The organism is Corynebacterium sp. AOP12-C2-36 (assembly GCF_052379185.1).
Taxonomy (GTDB): domain Bacteria; phylum Actinomycetota; class Actinomycetes; order Mycobacteriales; family Mycobacteriaceae; genus Corynebacterium.
The window spans coordinates 258,208-272,697 of record NZ_JBQSYJ010000003.1 but is presented as its reverse complement, the minus strand read 5'-3'; the positions used below and the strand labels follow the sequence as shown (position 1 = coordinate 272,697).

The window sequence follows — 14,490 nt, the reverse complement described above, 5'->3', positions numbered from 1 at the left end:
ACAGTGGAAGTCGCCAGAAGATACTGGCCCAGCCGGGTGGACATGTCCCCGGTGCAACCCCCGATCGTGACCTGTCCGGTCGGGGTGATGGGCAACCCCTCAACGAGGGGAGGAACCCCCGACGTTACGGCGTGGGGGAGGGAAACGAGGGCGACGTTAAACGCTAGACAGCCCTGCCGCGGACGTGGTCCGCCACCGTCGTCATGGACGAGCAGGGCACCAGGGCGGGGCGTGAATCCCGGGGTCGGAAGTCCTCCCCGGAAAGCGCGCTCATGACCGGCGGCCAAACCTCCGCTGATGAGGCGTCCAGCTGCGCCCCGCCCCTTGAACCACCCACGTCGCCGTCGGCGCAGTCTGCCAGGACCATGCGCGCCGACGACGACACCGACCAACCCCCTGAATAGGAGAAGGCCATGACCTCACCTTACAGACCACCCCTGATGATCACCGTCGACGAGGCCGCCAGCCTGATGTCGATGACCCCTAAGGCCCTCTACGGGCAGATCTCCCGCGGCACCTCCGGGCTCATCGTCCGCCGGGGCGGCAAGACCCTCCGCGTGTCGCTCAAGTCCGTCCTCGCCGTCGCCGGCATGACCCTCAGCGAGTACATCGACTGGCTGGGCGAAGCAGCGGGGGAGCCCCGCACGAAGATCCGAGGTGCAGCATGAGGAGAGACATGACAGACGCCGAGCACGTGATGCGGTCGATGGTAGATCACCCTGCTGGCACCGCGGTCCCGGATCGTCCCGCGCCGGGCAGGCACCGCAAGCCCGACGAGACCGACCCGTACACCACTCCGGCGGATGTGCTGGAGCACAACCGTGCGTGGCAGGTCGCCCAGGGGATCATGTTCGGCATCGGCGCCCTGGGCGTGGTGCTGCTCGTCCTCGTCGCCGCCGTCACCGTGTTCCGGGCGGTGATCGGCCCGTGGTGATCGACGACCGAACCTACTGCGCGGTGATGACGGGGCGTGACTACGTCGCCGTCGCCCGCATGATCGACCGAGCCCGCATGATCCCACACGACCGGGAAGCGCAGACCCGTCTGGAGCGCCGAGCTGCGCGCCGCCTGGAGCTGGTGCGCCGTGACATCGCGGACGACGGCACGGGCCGTGTCTGGGCGCGCACGGACATCGCGGCGGGGCAGGGCCTCGTCCGCTCGACCCAGGGCCACGCCAAGGATGCTGTGGCCGCCACCCGCACCCACATCAAGGAGATGAACCGATGAGCGCTATTCAAGAAGCCCTGGCACTGCGCCAGGCGAACGCTGACCGCGTGGTGTTGCAGTCCGCGGTCCTCAAGGAGCTCAAGGCTCGCCACGATGAGGACCGGGCCCGGCTGCAGGAGGACATGTCCCGTGGCGAGAAGCTGACGGCCCGCGCTGATGATGCGTCGCTCGGCACGGTGAGCTACTCCGACCCGAAGCCCAAGGCGACGGTGACGGACCGCGCCGCCCTCCTCGGCCACGTCGCCGAAACCCAGCCGGACGCGATCGGCCTGCGGATCACGAACATGCCCGCCGCCCTCGCCGTCCTCGAGGAGCACGCGCCGGAGGTGCTGGAGCCCGCGCTGGAGCAGCACGTGGAGGCGCAGTGCCTGCGTGACGCGCTCGGCGGGGAGCAGGTGCCGGGCGTGGAGGTGTCGACGGGGTCGCCGGTGATGTCGGTGCGTGCGTCGCAGGCAGGCAAAGATGCTGCGGCCGCTCTGGTCGCGGGGAGCCTAGCCCTGGCCGTGCAGCAGGAGCTGGAGGCTGGCGATGAGTGACAACACCAGGGCAATGCGGCAGGTCGTCCACTTCTTCGACCCCGACCACCCGTTCGCCCTCCCCACTGGGGATAGCAGTTTCGTGCACTGCCTGATCCGGGCGGTGTGTAAGGCCGACGAGCGTAACCGCGACCGGCTCTACGCCGCCTATCCCGCGATCGTGTGGGCGGTGCAGGTCCTGCAGTACGACCTCGACGGCTACACCAAGGTCGTCAAAGCCATCACCGAAGAAGAGGAGGCCCCACTGTGACGAAGGAACTCGCGATCCGCGACGACCAAGACGAGTTCGACGAGCGCCAGGTCGCCGCCCTGCAGCACATCGGCATGGGCGGCGCCCACCCCGGCGACCTCGCCGTGTTCTTCCATCAGTGCAAGCGCACCGGCCTGGACCCGTTCGCCCGCCAGATCTACATGATCGCCCGCCAGGGCAAGCAGACCATCCAGACCGGCATCGACGGGTTCCGCCTCATCGCTCGCCGCGCCACCGACCGGTCCACGGGCACCCTCGGCTACGAGGACACGCAGTGGGCTGACCCGAACGGGCAGTGGCACGACGTGTGGCTGTGGAACGAGCCGCCGGCCGCCGCCCGCGTCACCGTCGTGCGCGACGGCGCCCGGTTCCCGTCGATCGCCCGGTTCATGGAGTACGCCGGCCGCAAGCGCGACGGGCAGCTGAACCAGATGTGGTCGACGAGGCCGGCACTGATGCTCGAGAAGTGCGCGGAGGCCCTCGCGCTGCGCAAGGCGTTCCCGCAGGACTTGTCGGGCTTGTATACCTCGGACGAGATGCAGCAGGCGACGGTGATCGATCATCAGCCGCCCGCCCCGTCGAAGGCGAAGATGCCGCCGAAGCCGGATCCGGACCGTCAGCTGACGGAGGATCAGCGGGTCTTCGCTGAGCAGATCGAGGGCATGACTGATGTGCAGGCCCTGCGGGGGCTGTGGCGTGATGCGCAGGCCCTGGACATGGTCAGTGAGTTGGCGTGGCGTGCGGTGGCGGTGGAGAACCTCGCGGAGCGCGCCGGACGTCTGGACGGCGGAGAGGAAGACACCCCGCCCGACGACGGTATTGAGACCGTGAATCCGGAGGTGGTGACCGATGGAGACGTCACCGACTGAACCGCTGAACCCCGTCGCCGTCGAGCGTCGGATCCTCGAGCTGTCGAACCTCATCGCCCAGGGCGTGAAGCAGGTCACCGACCACCTCCGCGCCTACCGCCAGGCCGACGCCACCTACGACCGGGCCAAGGCCCACGCGCAGCTCGCCGCCGAGGGCAAGACCGTGGCGGACCGGGAGGCGGAGGTGGAGCTGGCGACGGTCGCCGAGCGTGACGCCAAGGACGTTGCCGAGGTCGCGTATTCGCATGTGAACCGCAGGGTGAAGGCGTTCGAGCGGGAGCTGGACGCGATCCGCAGCATCGGCGCGTCCGTCCGGTCGATGTACTCCGTCGCCGGACGCGGGGAGGGCGCCTGATGACCAAGCAGCGCATGCCCCAGCACGTCGCCGACACCGTCATCGACCGGGCGGACGGCGCGTGCGAAGCAATGATCCGCGGAGTGTGCACCGGCGGGGCAGAGCACCTGCACCACCGGATGATGCGCTCCCAGGGCGGCCGGCACACGGTCGAGAACCTGGTGGGCGTCTGCTCCACCTGTCACCGATACCTGCACGCCAACCCCACGTTCGGCTATAAGTCCCGGCTGCTCATCCACTCGTGGCAGCCCGTCGAGTGGCCACCCCGCTACTACCGGGGGATCTACACCCCACCAGAGGAGGAATGATGACGAACATCACCGCACTACCGCCCCCCATCTCGCTGGACGCTCAGCTGCCCGGCGGCGACTGGGGGTTCACCGAGTACGCGACCATCACCGAAGAAGGCGATGAGGTGGCGCACCTGACCGACCGCCCCTTCGACCCGTCTGGCCACAGCGCCCGAATGGGGCTCGAAGAAGGATCTAGCGTCGCCTACGAGAGCTTCATCCTGTCCGTCTGCGGGTTCACCACCGACGGGGATGGGACTGAACGAGTCGTGGTCGTCATGGGGGAGGGCGGGATCGCCCTCGACCGCCACCTCATCTGCCGGCCGGAGATCCTTTCCCCGGTGACCACGTGGCGATTCCGCCGGAACACCGCACCCTTGCGAGTCGGGAATGTTCTCCCCGAACAGGGGCAGTGGCTCTACGTCATCCGCAACTCGCAGCAGCGGATCATCTACATCGGCATCAGCGTCAACGCGCCCACCCGGTGGACCCAGCACCAGGCGGACAAGCCCTGGTTCGTCCAAGCCGCCACCTTTGAGCGGATTTGGTACCCCACCAGGTCAGCGGTTGAAGCTGCCGAGGCCCATCTCATCGCCCTTGTCAGGCCGCCGTACAACACGACCCACAACCCCGACAAGTCCCGTTCCGGCATGCCAGGAGGGTAGGCGATGACATGGTTCAAGGCAGACGATCAGTTGTCCCGGTCGAAGAAGGTTCTTCAGATCCCGCGACGGTATCGGATGCAGGCGATGGGGCTCTGGATCCTCGCCGGAACGTGGTCGGCCGGCGAGCTGACGGACGGGTTCATCCCCGGGCACATGCTCGACGAGCTCGGTGCCACGAAGGCCGTTGCGGCCCGTCTGGTGGCGTCCGGACTGTGGCGCGAGGTTCCCGGAGGGTTCCTGTTCAACTCCTGGAGCGAGTTCCAACCGAGTTCGGACGATGTCAGGGAGAAGCGCGCACGTGACGCCGAGCGCAAGCGGGAGGCCCGCGAGAAGAAAGCCGCAGAGCAGGAAAAGAGCCGTGACCAGCACGGTGACAAAAATGTCCACGCGGACGCCGAGCGGACAGGTAGCGGAGTCCAAGCGGAGTCCGAGCGGAGTCCGCAGAATGTCCGTTCTACCCGACCCGACCCGACCCGACCCGACCTCTTGTTCTCTAACGAGAACAAGAATGGTGCAGATCGCCCGAAGCGGGGGAACCGGTTCGATGAGTTCTGGGATCGGGTGCCGAAGGGCCGGAAGTCGGGCAAGGACGACGCCCGCACCGCGTACGCCGCGGCGGTGAAGCGGGTGAAGGATGAGCAGGTTCTCATCGACGGGATGGAGCGGTACGCCAACGATCCGAACCTCCCGGCCGAGAAGCAGTTCATCAAGCTGCCGGCGACCTGGCTGCGTAAGGGGTGCTGGACCGACGACCCGCTGCCGGCACGCCTGTCGACCGTGGACTCCCGGACGGATAACACCTTCGCCGCCTGGGGTGGTTCACGGGCGGCGGCCGAGGAGCTCGGCATCGACTGGGATGCCCCGCCAACGTCCGCCACCGTCGACGGTGAAGTCGTCGACGCCGAGATCGTGAGGGAGCTTGGAGCATGAGCGCATTGACGTACCACGACATCGCGTCGGTGGTCCTGCAGGAGGTTCGCAACACGTATTCGAACGGTCGGAAGCCGGATGAGGACATCACCCGGTCCTGGGCGGCGGCGTTTGAGCGTGCCCGTCGGGTGTATCCGGCGATGGTGTGGCGTGAGGCGGTGACGGTATGGGCGGTGTCGAACAGTGATCCGCCGTCGCCGCATGACGTGATCACGGCGGCGGGGCAGGTTGTCGATCAGTGGCAGCTGGACCCGGAGCGCAAGCGGCAGCTCGAGGAGTTCCGTGCGCAGCGTCTGGAGGCGAAGTTCGGCGCAGGCTATGGGGCTCGGGAGTCGTTGCCGGCGGGGGAGCGGGGCGAGTTGGAGTCGTCTGGGTCTCCAAGGTCGTGGCGTGAGTTGCGGGCGGAGATCGGTAGGCGCGCCCAGGATCGGCGTGTTTCGGAGCAAGTCGCGGCGGGTCGAGGTGACCTGTTCGCGGACATGAACAAGCAACCCGGGGACGCCCCGGAGAACGGAAGTTAGACATGGCACAGATCAGCATCACCGGCACCCTCGGCAAGGACCCGGAGGGCAAGACCAGCAACGCGGGCAAGCCGTTCGCCCGGTTCTCGCTGGCGTGGTCGGAGTCGAGCAAGGACCAGCAGGGCAACTGGCAGGACGGGCCCACGCAGTGGATCCAGGTCACGTGCTTCGGGCGGGTGGCGCAGAACCTCGTGGCGTCGCTGCACAAGGGCGACCGGGTGAACGTGGTGGGCCGGATCAAGCCGGAGGCGTGGTCGTCGCAGCAGGGTGAGCAGACGGTGCTTGCGCTGGTCGCCGACAGCGTGTCGCCGGATCTGACGTTCGCGTCGGTGCAGGTGCAGAAGAACCCGAAGGGCGGCATGGGCGGTGGTGGTTGGCCGCAGGGTGGTCAGCAGCAGGGCGTGGGAGACCCGTGGAACTCCGCGCCGCAGTCGAACGGGTTCGACGACGGTACCCCGCCGCCCTTCTGATCGACCGGAACCCCCGCACCCTCACCCACACGCCACCAACCCCGCTTAGGCCCGCACAGCGACAGCCAGGCGGGGTTTCGCGTACCTCACGCCCGAAAGGACCACCCCACCATGACCACCTGCACCCGCCCACGGTGCGACCGCGCCGCCAGACGCGGTCACGACCTGTGCCAAACGCACCTGTATGCGACCGGCCAGTTCAAGCCCCGCGTCTCCGTCCAGCCCGTCCGCGACCACCTCGCCACCTGCATCGACGGCGGAGCAACCTACGGCGGCATCGCAGCCGCCACCGGCGTCGCCACCGTCACGATCATGCAGCTCATGGGCCGCTACGAGCACCGCGACCAGCACCGCGTCGGTGCCGATGTTGCCGCGAAGCTCATGCGCGCCACGACGGACATGAGCAGGTTCGTACCGGCCTGGCCGTACACCCGCCGCGTCCGCGCCCTGCGCGCCGCCGGGCACACGATCAACGCCATCACTGCCCACATCGGCCTGTCGGTCTGCACCATCATCGACCTCAGTGACGGCAAGTACGACCGCCTGCGCGACGTCACCGCCGAGACCGTGCGGGCGGGCTACGAGTCCATGTCAGCGTGGCCGGTGCGCCCCATCAATCCCCGCACCCTCGCCCGCCAGTGGGCCCCGCCGATGGCCTGGCAGGACATCGACGACCCGGACGAGGACCACACCCCACCGCCAGGCGCAGTACAGGCCGCGGGGCCCGTCATGGCCGCGATGCTGGAGCTCGTCGGCGAGTACGGCATGGAGCCCGCTGCGGACGTCGTCGGCGTGTCACGGGAGACGATCCGCAAACCCCTCGCAGGGGAGCGGCAGTTCATGCTCAAGCGGTCGGCCCTGGCGATTCTGCGGGCACAGTCCGCGCTGCACCGCAAGGCGGTGGCGGCATGACCGGCTGCAGGCATGGGCACCCGTCCGATGATCGCTACCGCAGGGGCCGCGGTGACCTGGCTTGCCGGGGCTGCGACCGGGACCGCACCAACCGCGCCTCGGCCCTGCGAGCGGCCAGAAGGGCAACCGACAACGGCCCCTGGCACGAGGTTGAGCCGCGCACGTCGTGGCTGCCGCGTGCGGGGTGCCGCGATGTTGACCCCGACGAGTTCGACGTGGGCCTGAACGTATCCGGATCCGCGCCACCGGCCGCCCGCATCGACGCGATGTGGGACCAGGGCAAGATCTGTGAGTCCTGCCCCGTCCTCGCGCTGTGCGCCCGCGACGCCATCGCCCACGGTGACATCGCGATCGTTCGTGCTGGTGTGCCGATCGTGGCGAACGCGGATCTTGCGTGGCGGAAGATGGAGCGTTCTGCTCTGGCGGCGATGGCGGCGACGGATGATCCGGCCGGGACCAGGCGTACGTGGCGCACGGCTGCGCACCGTACGTCGGATCGGCGCCGGGCCGAGCGCAAGGCGAAGCAGGACGCAGCATGAGGATGTTCCGCACCGATCGTCGCGCCCTCCTCGCCGTCGCCGCCACGGGCGCCTGCCAGAGATGGCACGCCCGTGACTTCGTCGCCGACGGTCTCGCCCTCCGCGCCTGCCACGGCCGCGGTCCCCACGACTGTGGTCACGGTTGCCCCGGCTACGGCCGGCATGTCCTCACCGCCCACGGCCAGCACCTCGCCTGGCTCCTGCGCACCATCAGCGACGAGCTCGCGCAGGACACCGCGCCGCCCATGACCCAGCTCGCCATCCCGGGGGTCGCCGCATGACGACGTGGACCATGCCCCTGTCGTACGACAAGCCGCCGCTGACGCTGAACCAGCGCGGGCACTGGGCGAAGACCGACGCGCACCGCAAGTCCCTACGCGTCTGGTCATGCGACGCCGCACGGAAGATCGGCATCCCCACCGGCGTGGGGCACATCACCACCCGCCTGCACTACCGGGCGCCGGACCGCCGACGCCGCGACGAGGACAACCTCATCGCCACAGCAAAACCCCTGTGGGACGGGCTGGTCGACGCCGGCATCGTCCCAGACGACACCAGCGAATACATGACCAAGCTCATGCCGAAGATCCACCCACCATCGCCAGACGGTCCCGCCCTCTGGCTCACCATCACGATCGGAGCCCCACCATGACCCACACCGTGTGCGACGTTGTCCCGTCCGGCCGTCCCGACCCCCGCGACCCGTACCGGGAAGGGGAGATGCGCATGCCGCACCCGCACTGCCCCGCCTGCCGGGAATGGGCCGAGGAGCACGGCGCGGACTGGGACGAAGCGGCCGAATTCTACGACCTCACCCTCACCGACGACGGCGAATGGGTGGAAACTCCATGACCCGCTGCATTGACTGTGGCGATCCCCTGGCCGATCAGCTTGCCGTGCACCCAATGTGCCGGGCGTGCTGCCAGATCGCCGTGCACATCCTCGGCGATGTCGATGCCCGCGTCCGCCAACTCGAAGGACACCCCGCATGACCCGTTTCCGCCCGCAACCCATCCGCCGCCCGCGCCAGCGGTTTCACCTCTGGGCCCTGGCCAGGTTCGTGCGTGCGAGGTCGGCCTGGCGGACGGACACGCTGCCCCAGGAACAGCCGTCGTCGTGGACGATGCCGTCGCAGGCCTGGCATTCCCACATGCGGTGGGCGCCTTCACCGGTGCCGCCGACCCAGCCGGGGCGGAACGCGCCCCGCACTGTCCAAGGGTGCCCGTTGGGGCACTGGTCGGGGTGGGTCTCAACCCACACCCACCGATCATTCTTCGAATCCATGTTCGACACACTACCCCGAAAGGCCAGATCATGACCATCACCGCAGCCCAAGCCCAGACCCTGCTCGACACCGCCACGGACGGCATCTGGACAACTGACCGGGATGATCCGGACGACGCGTTCCGCATCCTGTCGATCCGCAAGGAGGGGGACCTGATCGCCAGAACGCCTATCGCAGACGACGTCCAGACCGACGTCGACGCCGCCATGATCCTCTCCGCCCCGGATCTCGCCCGCACCGTCATCGCCCATGCGGAGTACATCGCCAAGCTGGAGAACGCCGTAGCCACGGCGGCCGCCGTGCTCGACCCCGACGCAGGCACCTCGTGGGAGGCAGACCAGTGACCGCCCTCGAAACCCTGCTGACCCTGACCCTGCTCATCGTGGTGCCGTGGTGCGCGTGGTCTGCGATCGACCTGGTCGCCCTGCGCCGCGACGTGCGCGGTCTGGGCGCCGACGTGGACCGGCTGGACGGTGCGGTGGACTACCTCACCAGCGCCGCCACGCTGACCGAGGGCCGTATCGACGGTCTGCTGGAATGGCGCAGCCGCACCGCACCCCTCGACGTCCCCTCGGTGGACGAGCCCGACCAGCTCACCACCCACCGGCCCGTGCCGCCGGACTTCCACACCAACCGCTAGGAGACATCATGCCTGACCAGACCCCCGTGACCGACGACGACCGGCGCACCGCCTACGAGTGGGCCGCGTCCCTCGACCCCGATATGCGGTGCTGGACCGACCGCGAACGCGCCGCCGCCCGCGTGATCCTCGCTACCGTCCCCGCCCCGCCTGCGACCCTCGCCGACGAGATTCGGGAGGAGGGTGCAGGCAGGCCGCCGGGGGCTGTTAAGAGGGTAAACGCCCTCGCTGATCGTGTGGAAACCGTCGAGAAGGCGCGTGACAAGGCTCAGCAGGATGCCGTGGACGCATGGGAGCACGCAGCACAGACGGACAGGGATCATGTGCGGGTAATGGGACTGTGGGAACAGGACTATGCCCGCGTGGCGAAAGAGCGCGACGAGGCCCGAGCTGAGGTGGAGCGGCTGACGGTCTCACTGAATCGTCAGTGCACCACAGTGACGCCCTCAGTGCACAACACTGACGGTCTCACTGTATCGAGTGACGCCCTGCCCGACCCCGCCGACGTGCCGACGAATGAGCCGTGGGAAGTCGTCGGCCCGAATGGACCTGCAATCGGGTACCGCGACGGCCACGAAGACCTCCCGTGGTCTGTCGTCCACAAGGACGGGAACGGGTGCGACGACCTCTCTGACGGTCGAGTCACCCTCGTCGCCCGCCTGGTCCGCCGCCTCGTCGGCCCCGTGGAGGTGGTGGAGGAATGATCATTGCGTCATTTCTGATCGGTTCGGGTGCCGGTGTTGCTGGGCTCGGCCTGGTGTGGCTGGCGCTGACTCTGTGGTTCTGGGTAGCAGACAGAGGATCGAACACGCCGCCCGCTGGGAGGGGGAGGGATGAGTGACGTCATCGGTGGTGTCATCGGCATCATCGTCGGTGCGCTGCTCGTCCTGATCATCCGACGGGCAATGGACCCCAGCCGAGACCAACCAGAGCAGGGCGAACTGGACACTGGCCTGAGAAACCCCGACGCCTGGGTCATCACACCCGAAGACGTCCGGAAAGCAACATCAAGTCTCACAGCAGCAGCCCATCCAGATCCCGCACCACCCTATGGTCCCCATCCTGAGCACCGCATCCGGTACCGGCCACACCTCGGATGCTGGGCCGTCTACAAGTGGCTACCGGAACACGCCTACTACTACGGGTACGGCATCAGATACCCCATCGAGGGCCGGTGGGTACTGCAAACCCGAGTGCCCACATGGCACGACGCCATCAACCTCATCACCCCGAACCCCGCCACCGAGCGGGGTTCTTCTCATAAGGAGGAACAGTGACCGACCTGGTAGCAATCGCACTCTGCGCCTTCCTCACCGTTTGGAGCCTGCACAACATGCACACCACCGGGAGGCTCGCCCGAGCCATGGTCAAGACGATTGACAGGCAGGACCGCATCAACAAGATGCTCGCCGACAAGATGAACCGGAGGCCCCATGACTGATGAAGACCTGCACCGTATCCTCACTGACCTGACCACCCACCTCAAGGCTATGCGCGACGACCGCCACGGCTCCGGGCTCAACGCCCCGTCCGGGTCCGGCAACGGCGGCAAGGCGCCGAAGGGCGGCAAGCCGAAGCTGCCGTGCAGTGCAGACCTGCTGAACTGGGAGGCGGAACTCCACTTCGAACTCAGCGAGCCAGCTGAGGAACTGCACTCCGACTACCCGGAAGACTGCTGGCCCACACCACGCATGGACCCCAGCCGCGGCACCGACAGCGTCGCCTGGGTCCAATGGCTCAACCACCCGCGCCACCGGCCGCTCATCCTCGCCAAGGACTGGGACCTGCCCGCATGGATGCAGGAGAAGGAGTCGGAGCTGCGGCACATGCTCCACCCCACGGATCCCGCACCCCTGGCGCAAAAGCCGGTGGGGGAGCGCGACCACTTCGCCACCGCTTCCCGCACCGCCAACCTGCTGCGGAAGATGGGGTTCTCCGTCGACCGGAAGCAGGTGTCCTACTGGGAAACTAGTGGCCGGCTGACGGGTTACCTCGAGGATGGGGAGACCGTCTACAGCCTCGTCGAAGCGCAGGCCGTCGCCGCCGAGTACCAGGACCAGCGAACTGCCTAGGGCGTGTCTCCTATATTTGGAGCCATTGGAGGATGGCGTGTAGGACTGTGGCTGACCTGTAGGTGACGGCAAGCTTGTCGTACCTGGTGGCCAGACCACGCCACTGTTTGACGCTGTTGAAGGAGCGTTCCACGACGTTTCGTCCCTTGTATGCCTCTGCGTCAAAGGCGGGTGGACGGCCTCCCTTGGAGCCCTTCTTCTTCCGGGAGGCGATCTCGTTCTTCTTCTGGGGGATCACTGCCTTGACGTGGTGATCTCGAAGGTATTCACGGTTCACGCCCGACGTGTAGCCCCGGTCCGCCATGACCGTGTCGGGTGTGGTGCGGGGCCTGCCGGTGGGCCTGGGGACGTAGATGTCCTTCAAGGTGTCCTGCATCATCGCGCCGTCGTTGCGCTGGCCTCCAGTGACGACCATGGCCAAGGGACGCCCGTTGCCGTCCACGACCTGGTGGATCTTCGTGGTCAACCCCCCGCGCGAGCGTCCAATGCCGTGACCTGCAGGCTCATCCTCGCCCAGCGGAGAATTCTTGTAGTTCGATGAAGCCCCCCGTGTCCTGGTCGGGGCGCGTCGTGTTCGTGGCGTGTTGGTGGGCACGGTTGATCGTGGCGTCAATGCTGACCGTCCAATCCACTTTCCCAGCCGAATCCGCTTGGGCCACCACCTGAGAAAGGACACAATCCCACACGCCCCGCCTCGCGTAGGAGCGGTGACGCTTCCACACCGTCTGCCACGGCCCATACCTCTCACGAGGCAGGTCTCTCCAAGGAATCCCCGTCCTGTAGCGGTAGATGATCCCGTTGACGATCATCCGACTATTCGAGAACGGGCGACCCCGACGCCCACAGTTCGTTGGCAACAGGGGCTCCACACGCTCCCACTGCTCATCCGTCATCGCCTCAAACCGAGACTTCTCATTCACCCCGCCAGTATCTCGCGACCCTCACCTCACATATAGGAGACACGCCCTAGACAGATTCGCCACTCGTGAACTATGATTGAGACAGCGCAACGTGGCCCCGCAATCACCCGCACGGATGGTTGGCGGGGCTTCGTCATGCGCGGGGGAGTGTGGTGCTCCTCGAGTGGTGTTGTGGGCACCGGGCGAGTGTTGAGCCATTGGCTCCGCCGCCCGGTGCAGGCGCACACCCCACGGTCGGTGCCAGTCGGTGGCACCCGCAGCAGCCCATCCGGCTCCTTCACGCGTCCTCGTCACACGCACAGCTGCGGACGATCCAGGTTCGATACCTGGGCCGATCACGGAACCTCCCGCTGAAACACGCGGCAAGGTCCAATTCCCACGAGACCCGACGCGTAGCGAACGGTCGCAGAGTGGAGACATTGCTCCCGTCCTTCCTCGCGGAATGGTCGGGCTTATTCGCCCCTGGACGCAGGGGCAGCGTCAGCCCCATGCCGGAGGGCCCGCCGCAACAGCGGCCAGGCGGGTTCGAATCCCGCTGACGCGCTTAACTTCAAACAGATGACCCCCGGACTGCGCTAACAGGCCGGGGGTCCAGTCATGCGATTGGAGCGCACGACATGGCAGACACTAGCACGACCGCAGAGACATGGAAGCCCGTTGTGGGGTGGGAGGGACTCTACGAGGTCAGCGACCACGGTAACGTGCGGAGCCTCGACCGCATCGTCTATGCGGGATCAGGGCGGACCAGAAAGAGCAAAGGGAGAACAATCGCCCAACTCCCGATGCCTACCGGCCACCTGTGGGTCCACCTATGCAGAGACGGGAGTAAGGACTCAGACCGCGTCCATCGCCTCGTCATGGCCGCGTTCGTCGGCCCCTGCCCGGAGGGTATGGAGGTCCGGCACATAGATGGTGATCCGACGAACAACCGAGTCGGGAACCTTCAGTACGGAACGCGGTCAGAGAACATGGACGACCGTGTCACACATGGGACTCACCACCAGACGGTGAAGACCCACTGCCCTCAAGGGCACGAACTGATTATGCCGAACCTCAACCCCAAACAGCATGGTCGATCATGTCGTGCCTGCTCTCAGGCAGCAGCGAGGATCAGCTACGAGAAGCGGAAAGGGTACCCGCTCTCAGACCGGCAGACACTGTCCGATGAGAAGTATCGAACGATCATGCAGAGGCCGCCGCTTGCGGCATAGGAGGAGGTGGGTGGGCCGATGACATTGAAGATCGTGATCGGCCCACCTTAGCCTGCAGCTGGCAAGAGCACCTGGTGCCGGGAGAACATGAAACCTGGCGACATCCTCGTGGACTTCGATCAACTTGCCAATGCTCTCACTGGCCTCGACCCCGCAAACCACGAGCACACAGCCATCGTGAAGAAGGTGACCAAGGCGGCACGCGACGCGGCGATACGCGAGGCCCAGAAGCACGCCCAGGAAGTAGACGTTCTGGTCATCAACTCCACACCCGCACAGTCCACCATCGACCAATACCAGGACGACGGAGCCGAGGTGATCGTCATCGACCCCGGCAAGGAGACAGTGATGCACAGGGTAAAGACCCAACGCCCACCACGACTCCTACCCGTCGCAGCCAAGTGGTACGACCAACAAGCCAAGCCCAAGAACACCACCGAACGTGGCTACGGACACCGACACCAAACCATCCGCCGCCGACTGCTCCACAACCACACCGACGGCGCCCCCTGCGACTGGTGCGGACAACCCATGTACAAAACACCCGCCCAGAACTTCGACCACGCACCCCTCGAAGCCGATCACTCTGCGGACCTCAAACACCACGGCCCCGGAGACGCAGACAGACTCCTCCACCGACGATGCAACAGACAACGCAAGGACGGACAGGAACACCGACGCCCCGGGGCCGCTCCGACACCCGACCCCACGCCCACCGCGACGCCATTCGCATGGGGATGAATAAAACCGGATGAATGAATAGACCCCGCATAATCTTGGCGGGGTGCCCTTCATGAC

Annotated in this window: 28 protein-coding genes; 25 read left to right on the top strand and 3 right to left on the bottom strand. The window is 66.8% G+C overall.

The annotated features are described in order from the left end of the window. The first annotated feature begins 413 nt into the window (after nucleotides 1–413). The 17 genes from ACT3UN_RS04170 (at nucleotide 414) to ACT3UN_RS04090 (ending at nucleotide 8,416) form a co-directional block, all read left to right on the top strand. Nucleotides 414–668, top strand: a complete 255-nt coding sequence (locus ACT3UN_RS04170) for a hypothetical protein (protein WP_444656409.1) — start codon at nucleotides 414–416, stop codon at nucleotides 666–668. An 8-nt stretch (nucleotides 669–676) separates the two neighbouring features. Next, entirely contained in the window at nucleotides 677–934 is a 258-nt protein-coding gene (locus tag ACT3UN_RS04165; protein ID WP_444656407.1) for a hypothetical protein, read from the top strand. Next, entirely contained in the window at nucleotides 931–1,227 is a 297-nt protein-coding gene (locus tag ACT3UN_RS04160) for a hypothetical protein (protein ID WP_444656405.1), read from the top strand. Before ACT3UN_RS04165 ends, ACT3UN_RS04160 begins: the two co-directional genes overlap by 4 nt. Next, nucleotides 1,224–1,763 carry a hypothetical protein gene (locus ACT3UN_RS04155; RefSeq protein WP_444626580.1) on the top strand — a complete coding sequence of 180 codons (540 nt, stop codon included), beginning with the start codon at nucleotides 1,224–1,226 and terminating at the stop codon, nucleotides 1,761–1,763. The genes ACT3UN_RS04160 and ACT3UN_RS04155 overlap by 4 nt, the downstream gene beginning before the upstream one ends. After that, complete coding sequence (locus ACT3UN_RS04150; RefSeq protein ID WP_444626581.1) at nucleotides 1,756–2,013, top strand: hypothetical protein; 258 nt, start codon at nucleotides 1,756–1,758, stop codon at nucleotides 2,011–2,013. Before ACT3UN_RS04155 ends, ACT3UN_RS04150 begins: the two co-directional genes overlap by 8 nt. Continuing rightward, on the top strand, nucleotides 2,010–2,882 hold the full coding sequence (gene bet / locus ACT3UN_RS04145) for a phage recombination protein Bet (RefSeq protein WP_444626583.1): 873 nt from the start codon (nucleotides 2,010–2,012) through the stop codon (nucleotides 2,880–2,882). Before ACT3UN_RS04150 ends, bet begins: the two co-directional genes overlap by 4 nt. After that, nucleotides 2,863–3,237, top strand: a complete 375-nt coding sequence (locus tag ACT3UN_RS04140; protein ID WP_444626585.1) for a hypothetical protein — start codon at nucleotides 2,863–2,865, stop codon at nucleotides 3,235–3,237. The genes bet and ACT3UN_RS04140 overlap by 20 nt, the downstream gene beginning before the upstream one ends. Beyond that, the gene (locus tag ACT3UN_RS04135) at nucleotides 3,237–3,545 is read left to right on the top strand and encodes an HNH endonuclease (RefSeq protein ID WP_444626586.1); all 309 of its coding nucleotides are present in this window, start codon (nucleotides 3,237–3,239) and stop codon (nucleotides 3,543–3,545) included. Before ACT3UN_RS04140 ends, ACT3UN_RS04135 begins: the two co-directional genes overlap by 1 nt. Continuing rightward, the gene (locus ACT3UN_RS04130; RefSeq protein ID WP_444626588.1) at nucleotides 3,545–4,192 is read left to right on the top strand and encodes a GIY-YIG nuclease family protein; all 648 of its coding nucleotides are present in this window, start codon (nucleotides 3,545–3,547) and stop codon (nucleotides 4,190–4,192) included. The genes ACT3UN_RS04135 and ACT3UN_RS04130 overlap by 1 nt, the downstream gene beginning before the upstream one ends. Before the next feature lie 3 nt (nucleotides 4,193–4,195). After that, nucleotides 4,196–5,122, top strand: coding sequence for a hypothetical protein (locus tag ACT3UN_RS04125; RefSeq protein ID WP_444626590.1), 927 nt, complete (start codon nucleotides 4,196–4,198; stop codon nucleotides 5,120–5,122). Next, complete coding sequence (locus ACT3UN_RS04120; protein WP_444656403.1) at nucleotides 5,119–5,643, top strand: hypothetical protein; 525 nt, start codon at nucleotides 5,119–5,121, stop codon at nucleotides 5,641–5,643. The genes ACT3UN_RS04125 and ACT3UN_RS04120 overlap by 4 nt, the downstream gene beginning before the upstream one ends. Before the next feature lie 2 nt (nucleotides 5,644–5,645). Further along, complete coding sequence (locus ACT3UN_RS04115) at nucleotides 5,646–6,113, top strand: single-stranded DNA-binding protein (protein ID WP_444656401.1); 468 nt, start codon at nucleotides 5,646–5,648, stop codon at nucleotides 6,111–6,113. A gap of 111 nt (nucleotides 6,114–6,224) precedes the next feature. Next, nucleotides 6,225–7,025 carry a hypothetical protein gene (locus ACT3UN_RS04110; protein WP_444656399.1) on the top strand — a complete coding sequence of 267 codons (801 nt, stop codon included), beginning with the start codon at nucleotides 6,225–6,227 and terminating at the stop codon, nucleotides 7,023–7,025. A gap of 215 nt (nucleotides 7,026–7,240) precedes the next feature. Then, nucleotides 7,241–7,564 carry a hypothetical protein gene (locus ACT3UN_RS04105; RefSeq protein WP_444626596.1) on the top strand — a complete coding sequence of 108 codons (324 nt, stop codon included), beginning with the start codon at nucleotides 7,241–7,243 and terminating at the stop codon, nucleotides 7,562–7,564. A gap of 2 nt (nucleotides 7,565–7,566) precedes the next feature. Beyond that, nucleotides 7,567–7,845: a hypothetical protein gene (locus tag ACT3UN_RS04100; protein WP_441582805.1), complete on the top strand. Its 279-nt coding sequence runs from the start codon at nucleotides 7,567–7,569 to the stop codon at nucleotides 7,843–7,845. Further along, complete coding sequence (locus ACT3UN_RS04095) at nucleotides 7,842–8,216, top strand: hypothetical protein (protein ID WP_444656397.1); 375 nt, start codon at nucleotides 7,842–7,844, stop codon at nucleotides 8,214–8,216. The genes ACT3UN_RS04100 and ACT3UN_RS04095 overlap by 4 nt, the downstream gene beginning before the upstream one ends. Beyond that, nucleotides 8,213–8,416, top strand: coding sequence for a hypothetical protein (locus tag ACT3UN_RS04090; protein WP_444656395.1), 204 nt, complete (start codon nucleotides 8,213–8,215; stop codon nucleotides 8,414–8,416). The genes ACT3UN_RS04095 and ACT3UN_RS04090 overlap by 4 nt, the downstream gene beginning before the upstream one ends. Before the next feature lie 183 nt (nucleotides 8,417–8,599). On the opposite strand, the gene ACT3UN_RS04085 is transcribed toward ACT3UN_RS04090, so the two are convergent. Next, nucleotides 8,600–8,848: a hypothetical protein gene (locus tag ACT3UN_RS04085; protein ID WP_444656393.1), complete on the bottom strand. Its 249-nt coding sequence runs from the start codon at nucleotides 8,846–8,848 to the stop codon at nucleotides 8,600–8,602. Between the two features lie 30 nt (nucleotides 8,849–8,878). On the opposite strand from ACT3UN_RS04085, the gene ACT3UN_RS04080 reads away from it, so the two are divergent. The 6 genes from ACT3UN_RS04080 (at nucleotide 8,879) to ACT3UN_RS04055 (ending at nucleotide 11,561) form a co-directional block, all read left to right on the top strand. Beyond that, entirely contained in the window at nucleotides 8,879–9,193 is a 315-nt protein-coding gene (locus ACT3UN_RS04080; RefSeq protein WP_444647338.1) for a hypothetical protein, read from the top strand. Then, a complete protein-coding gene (locus ACT3UN_RS04075) occupies nucleotides 9,190–9,489 on the top strand; it encodes a hypothetical protein (protein ID WP_444656391.1) in 300 nt (99 codons plus the stop codon). The genes ACT3UN_RS04080 and ACT3UN_RS04075 overlap by 4 nt, the downstream gene beginning before the upstream one ends. A gap of 8 nt (nucleotides 9,490–9,497) precedes the next feature. Further along, a complete protein-coding gene (locus ACT3UN_RS04070) occupies nucleotides 9,498–10,193 on the top strand; it encodes a hypothetical protein (RefSeq protein ID WP_444656389.1) in 696 nt (231 codons plus the stop codon). 129 nt (nucleotides 10,194–10,322) lie between these two features. Next, entirely contained in the window at nucleotides 10,323–10,766 is a 444-nt protein-coding gene (locus ACT3UN_RS04065; RefSeq protein WP_444656387.1) for a hypothetical protein, read from the top strand. Continuing rightward, the gene (locus tag ACT3UN_RS04060) at nucleotides 10,763–10,930 is read left to right on the top strand and encodes a hypothetical protein (RefSeq protein WP_444656385.1); all 168 of its coding nucleotides are present in this window, start codon (nucleotides 10,763–10,765) and stop codon (nucleotides 10,928–10,930) included. The genes ACT3UN_RS04065 and ACT3UN_RS04060 overlap by 4 nt, the downstream gene beginning before the upstream one ends. Next, on the top strand, nucleotides 10,923–11,561 hold the full coding sequence (locus ACT3UN_RS04055) for a hypothetical protein (protein ID WP_444656383.1): 639 nt from the start codon (nucleotides 10,923–10,925) through the stop codon (nucleotides 11,559–11,561). The genes ACT3UN_RS04060 and ACT3UN_RS04055 overlap by 8 nt, the downstream gene beginning before the upstream one ends. 10 nt (nucleotides 11,562–11,571) lie before the next feature. Here the strand turns inward: ACT3UN_RS04055 and ACT3UN_RS04050 are convergent, their stop codons facing one another. Together ACT3UN_RS04050 and ACT3UN_RS04045 are read right to left on the bottom strand one after the other, a co-directional pair. Then, nucleotides 11,572–12,156, bottom strand: a complete 585-nt coding sequence (locus ACT3UN_RS04050; protein ID WP_369685183.1) for an IS5 family transposase — start codon at nucleotides 12,154–12,156, stop codon at nucleotides 11,572–11,574. Next, nucleotides 12,065–12,454 (bottom strand): IS5 family transposase, encoded by a 390-nt coding sequence (locus ACT3UN_RS04045; protein ID WP_041446267.1) that lies wholly within the window; start codon nucleotides 12,452–12,454, stop codon nucleotides 12,065–12,067. Before ACT3UN_RS04045 ends, ACT3UN_RS04050 begins: the two co-directional genes overlap by 92 nt. Before the next feature lie 644 nt (nucleotides 12,455–13,098). On the opposite strand from ACT3UN_RS04045, the gene ACT3UN_RS04040 reads away from it, so the two are divergent. After that, the gene (locus ACT3UN_RS04040; protein WP_444647329.1) at nucleotides 13,099–13,692 is read left to right on the top strand and encodes an NUMOD4 motif-containing HNH endonuclease; all 594 of its coding nucleotides are present in this window, start codon (nucleotides 13,099–13,101) and stop codon (nucleotides 13,690–13,692) included. Between the two features lie 87 nt (nucleotides 13,693–13,779). Beyond that, nucleotides 13,780–14,433, top strand: a complete 654-nt coding sequence (locus ACT3UN_RS04035; protein ID WP_444647328.1) for a hypothetical protein — start codon at nucleotides 13,780–13,782, stop codon at nucleotides 14,431–14,433. Nucleotides 14,434–14,490 lie beyond the last annotated feature (57 nt).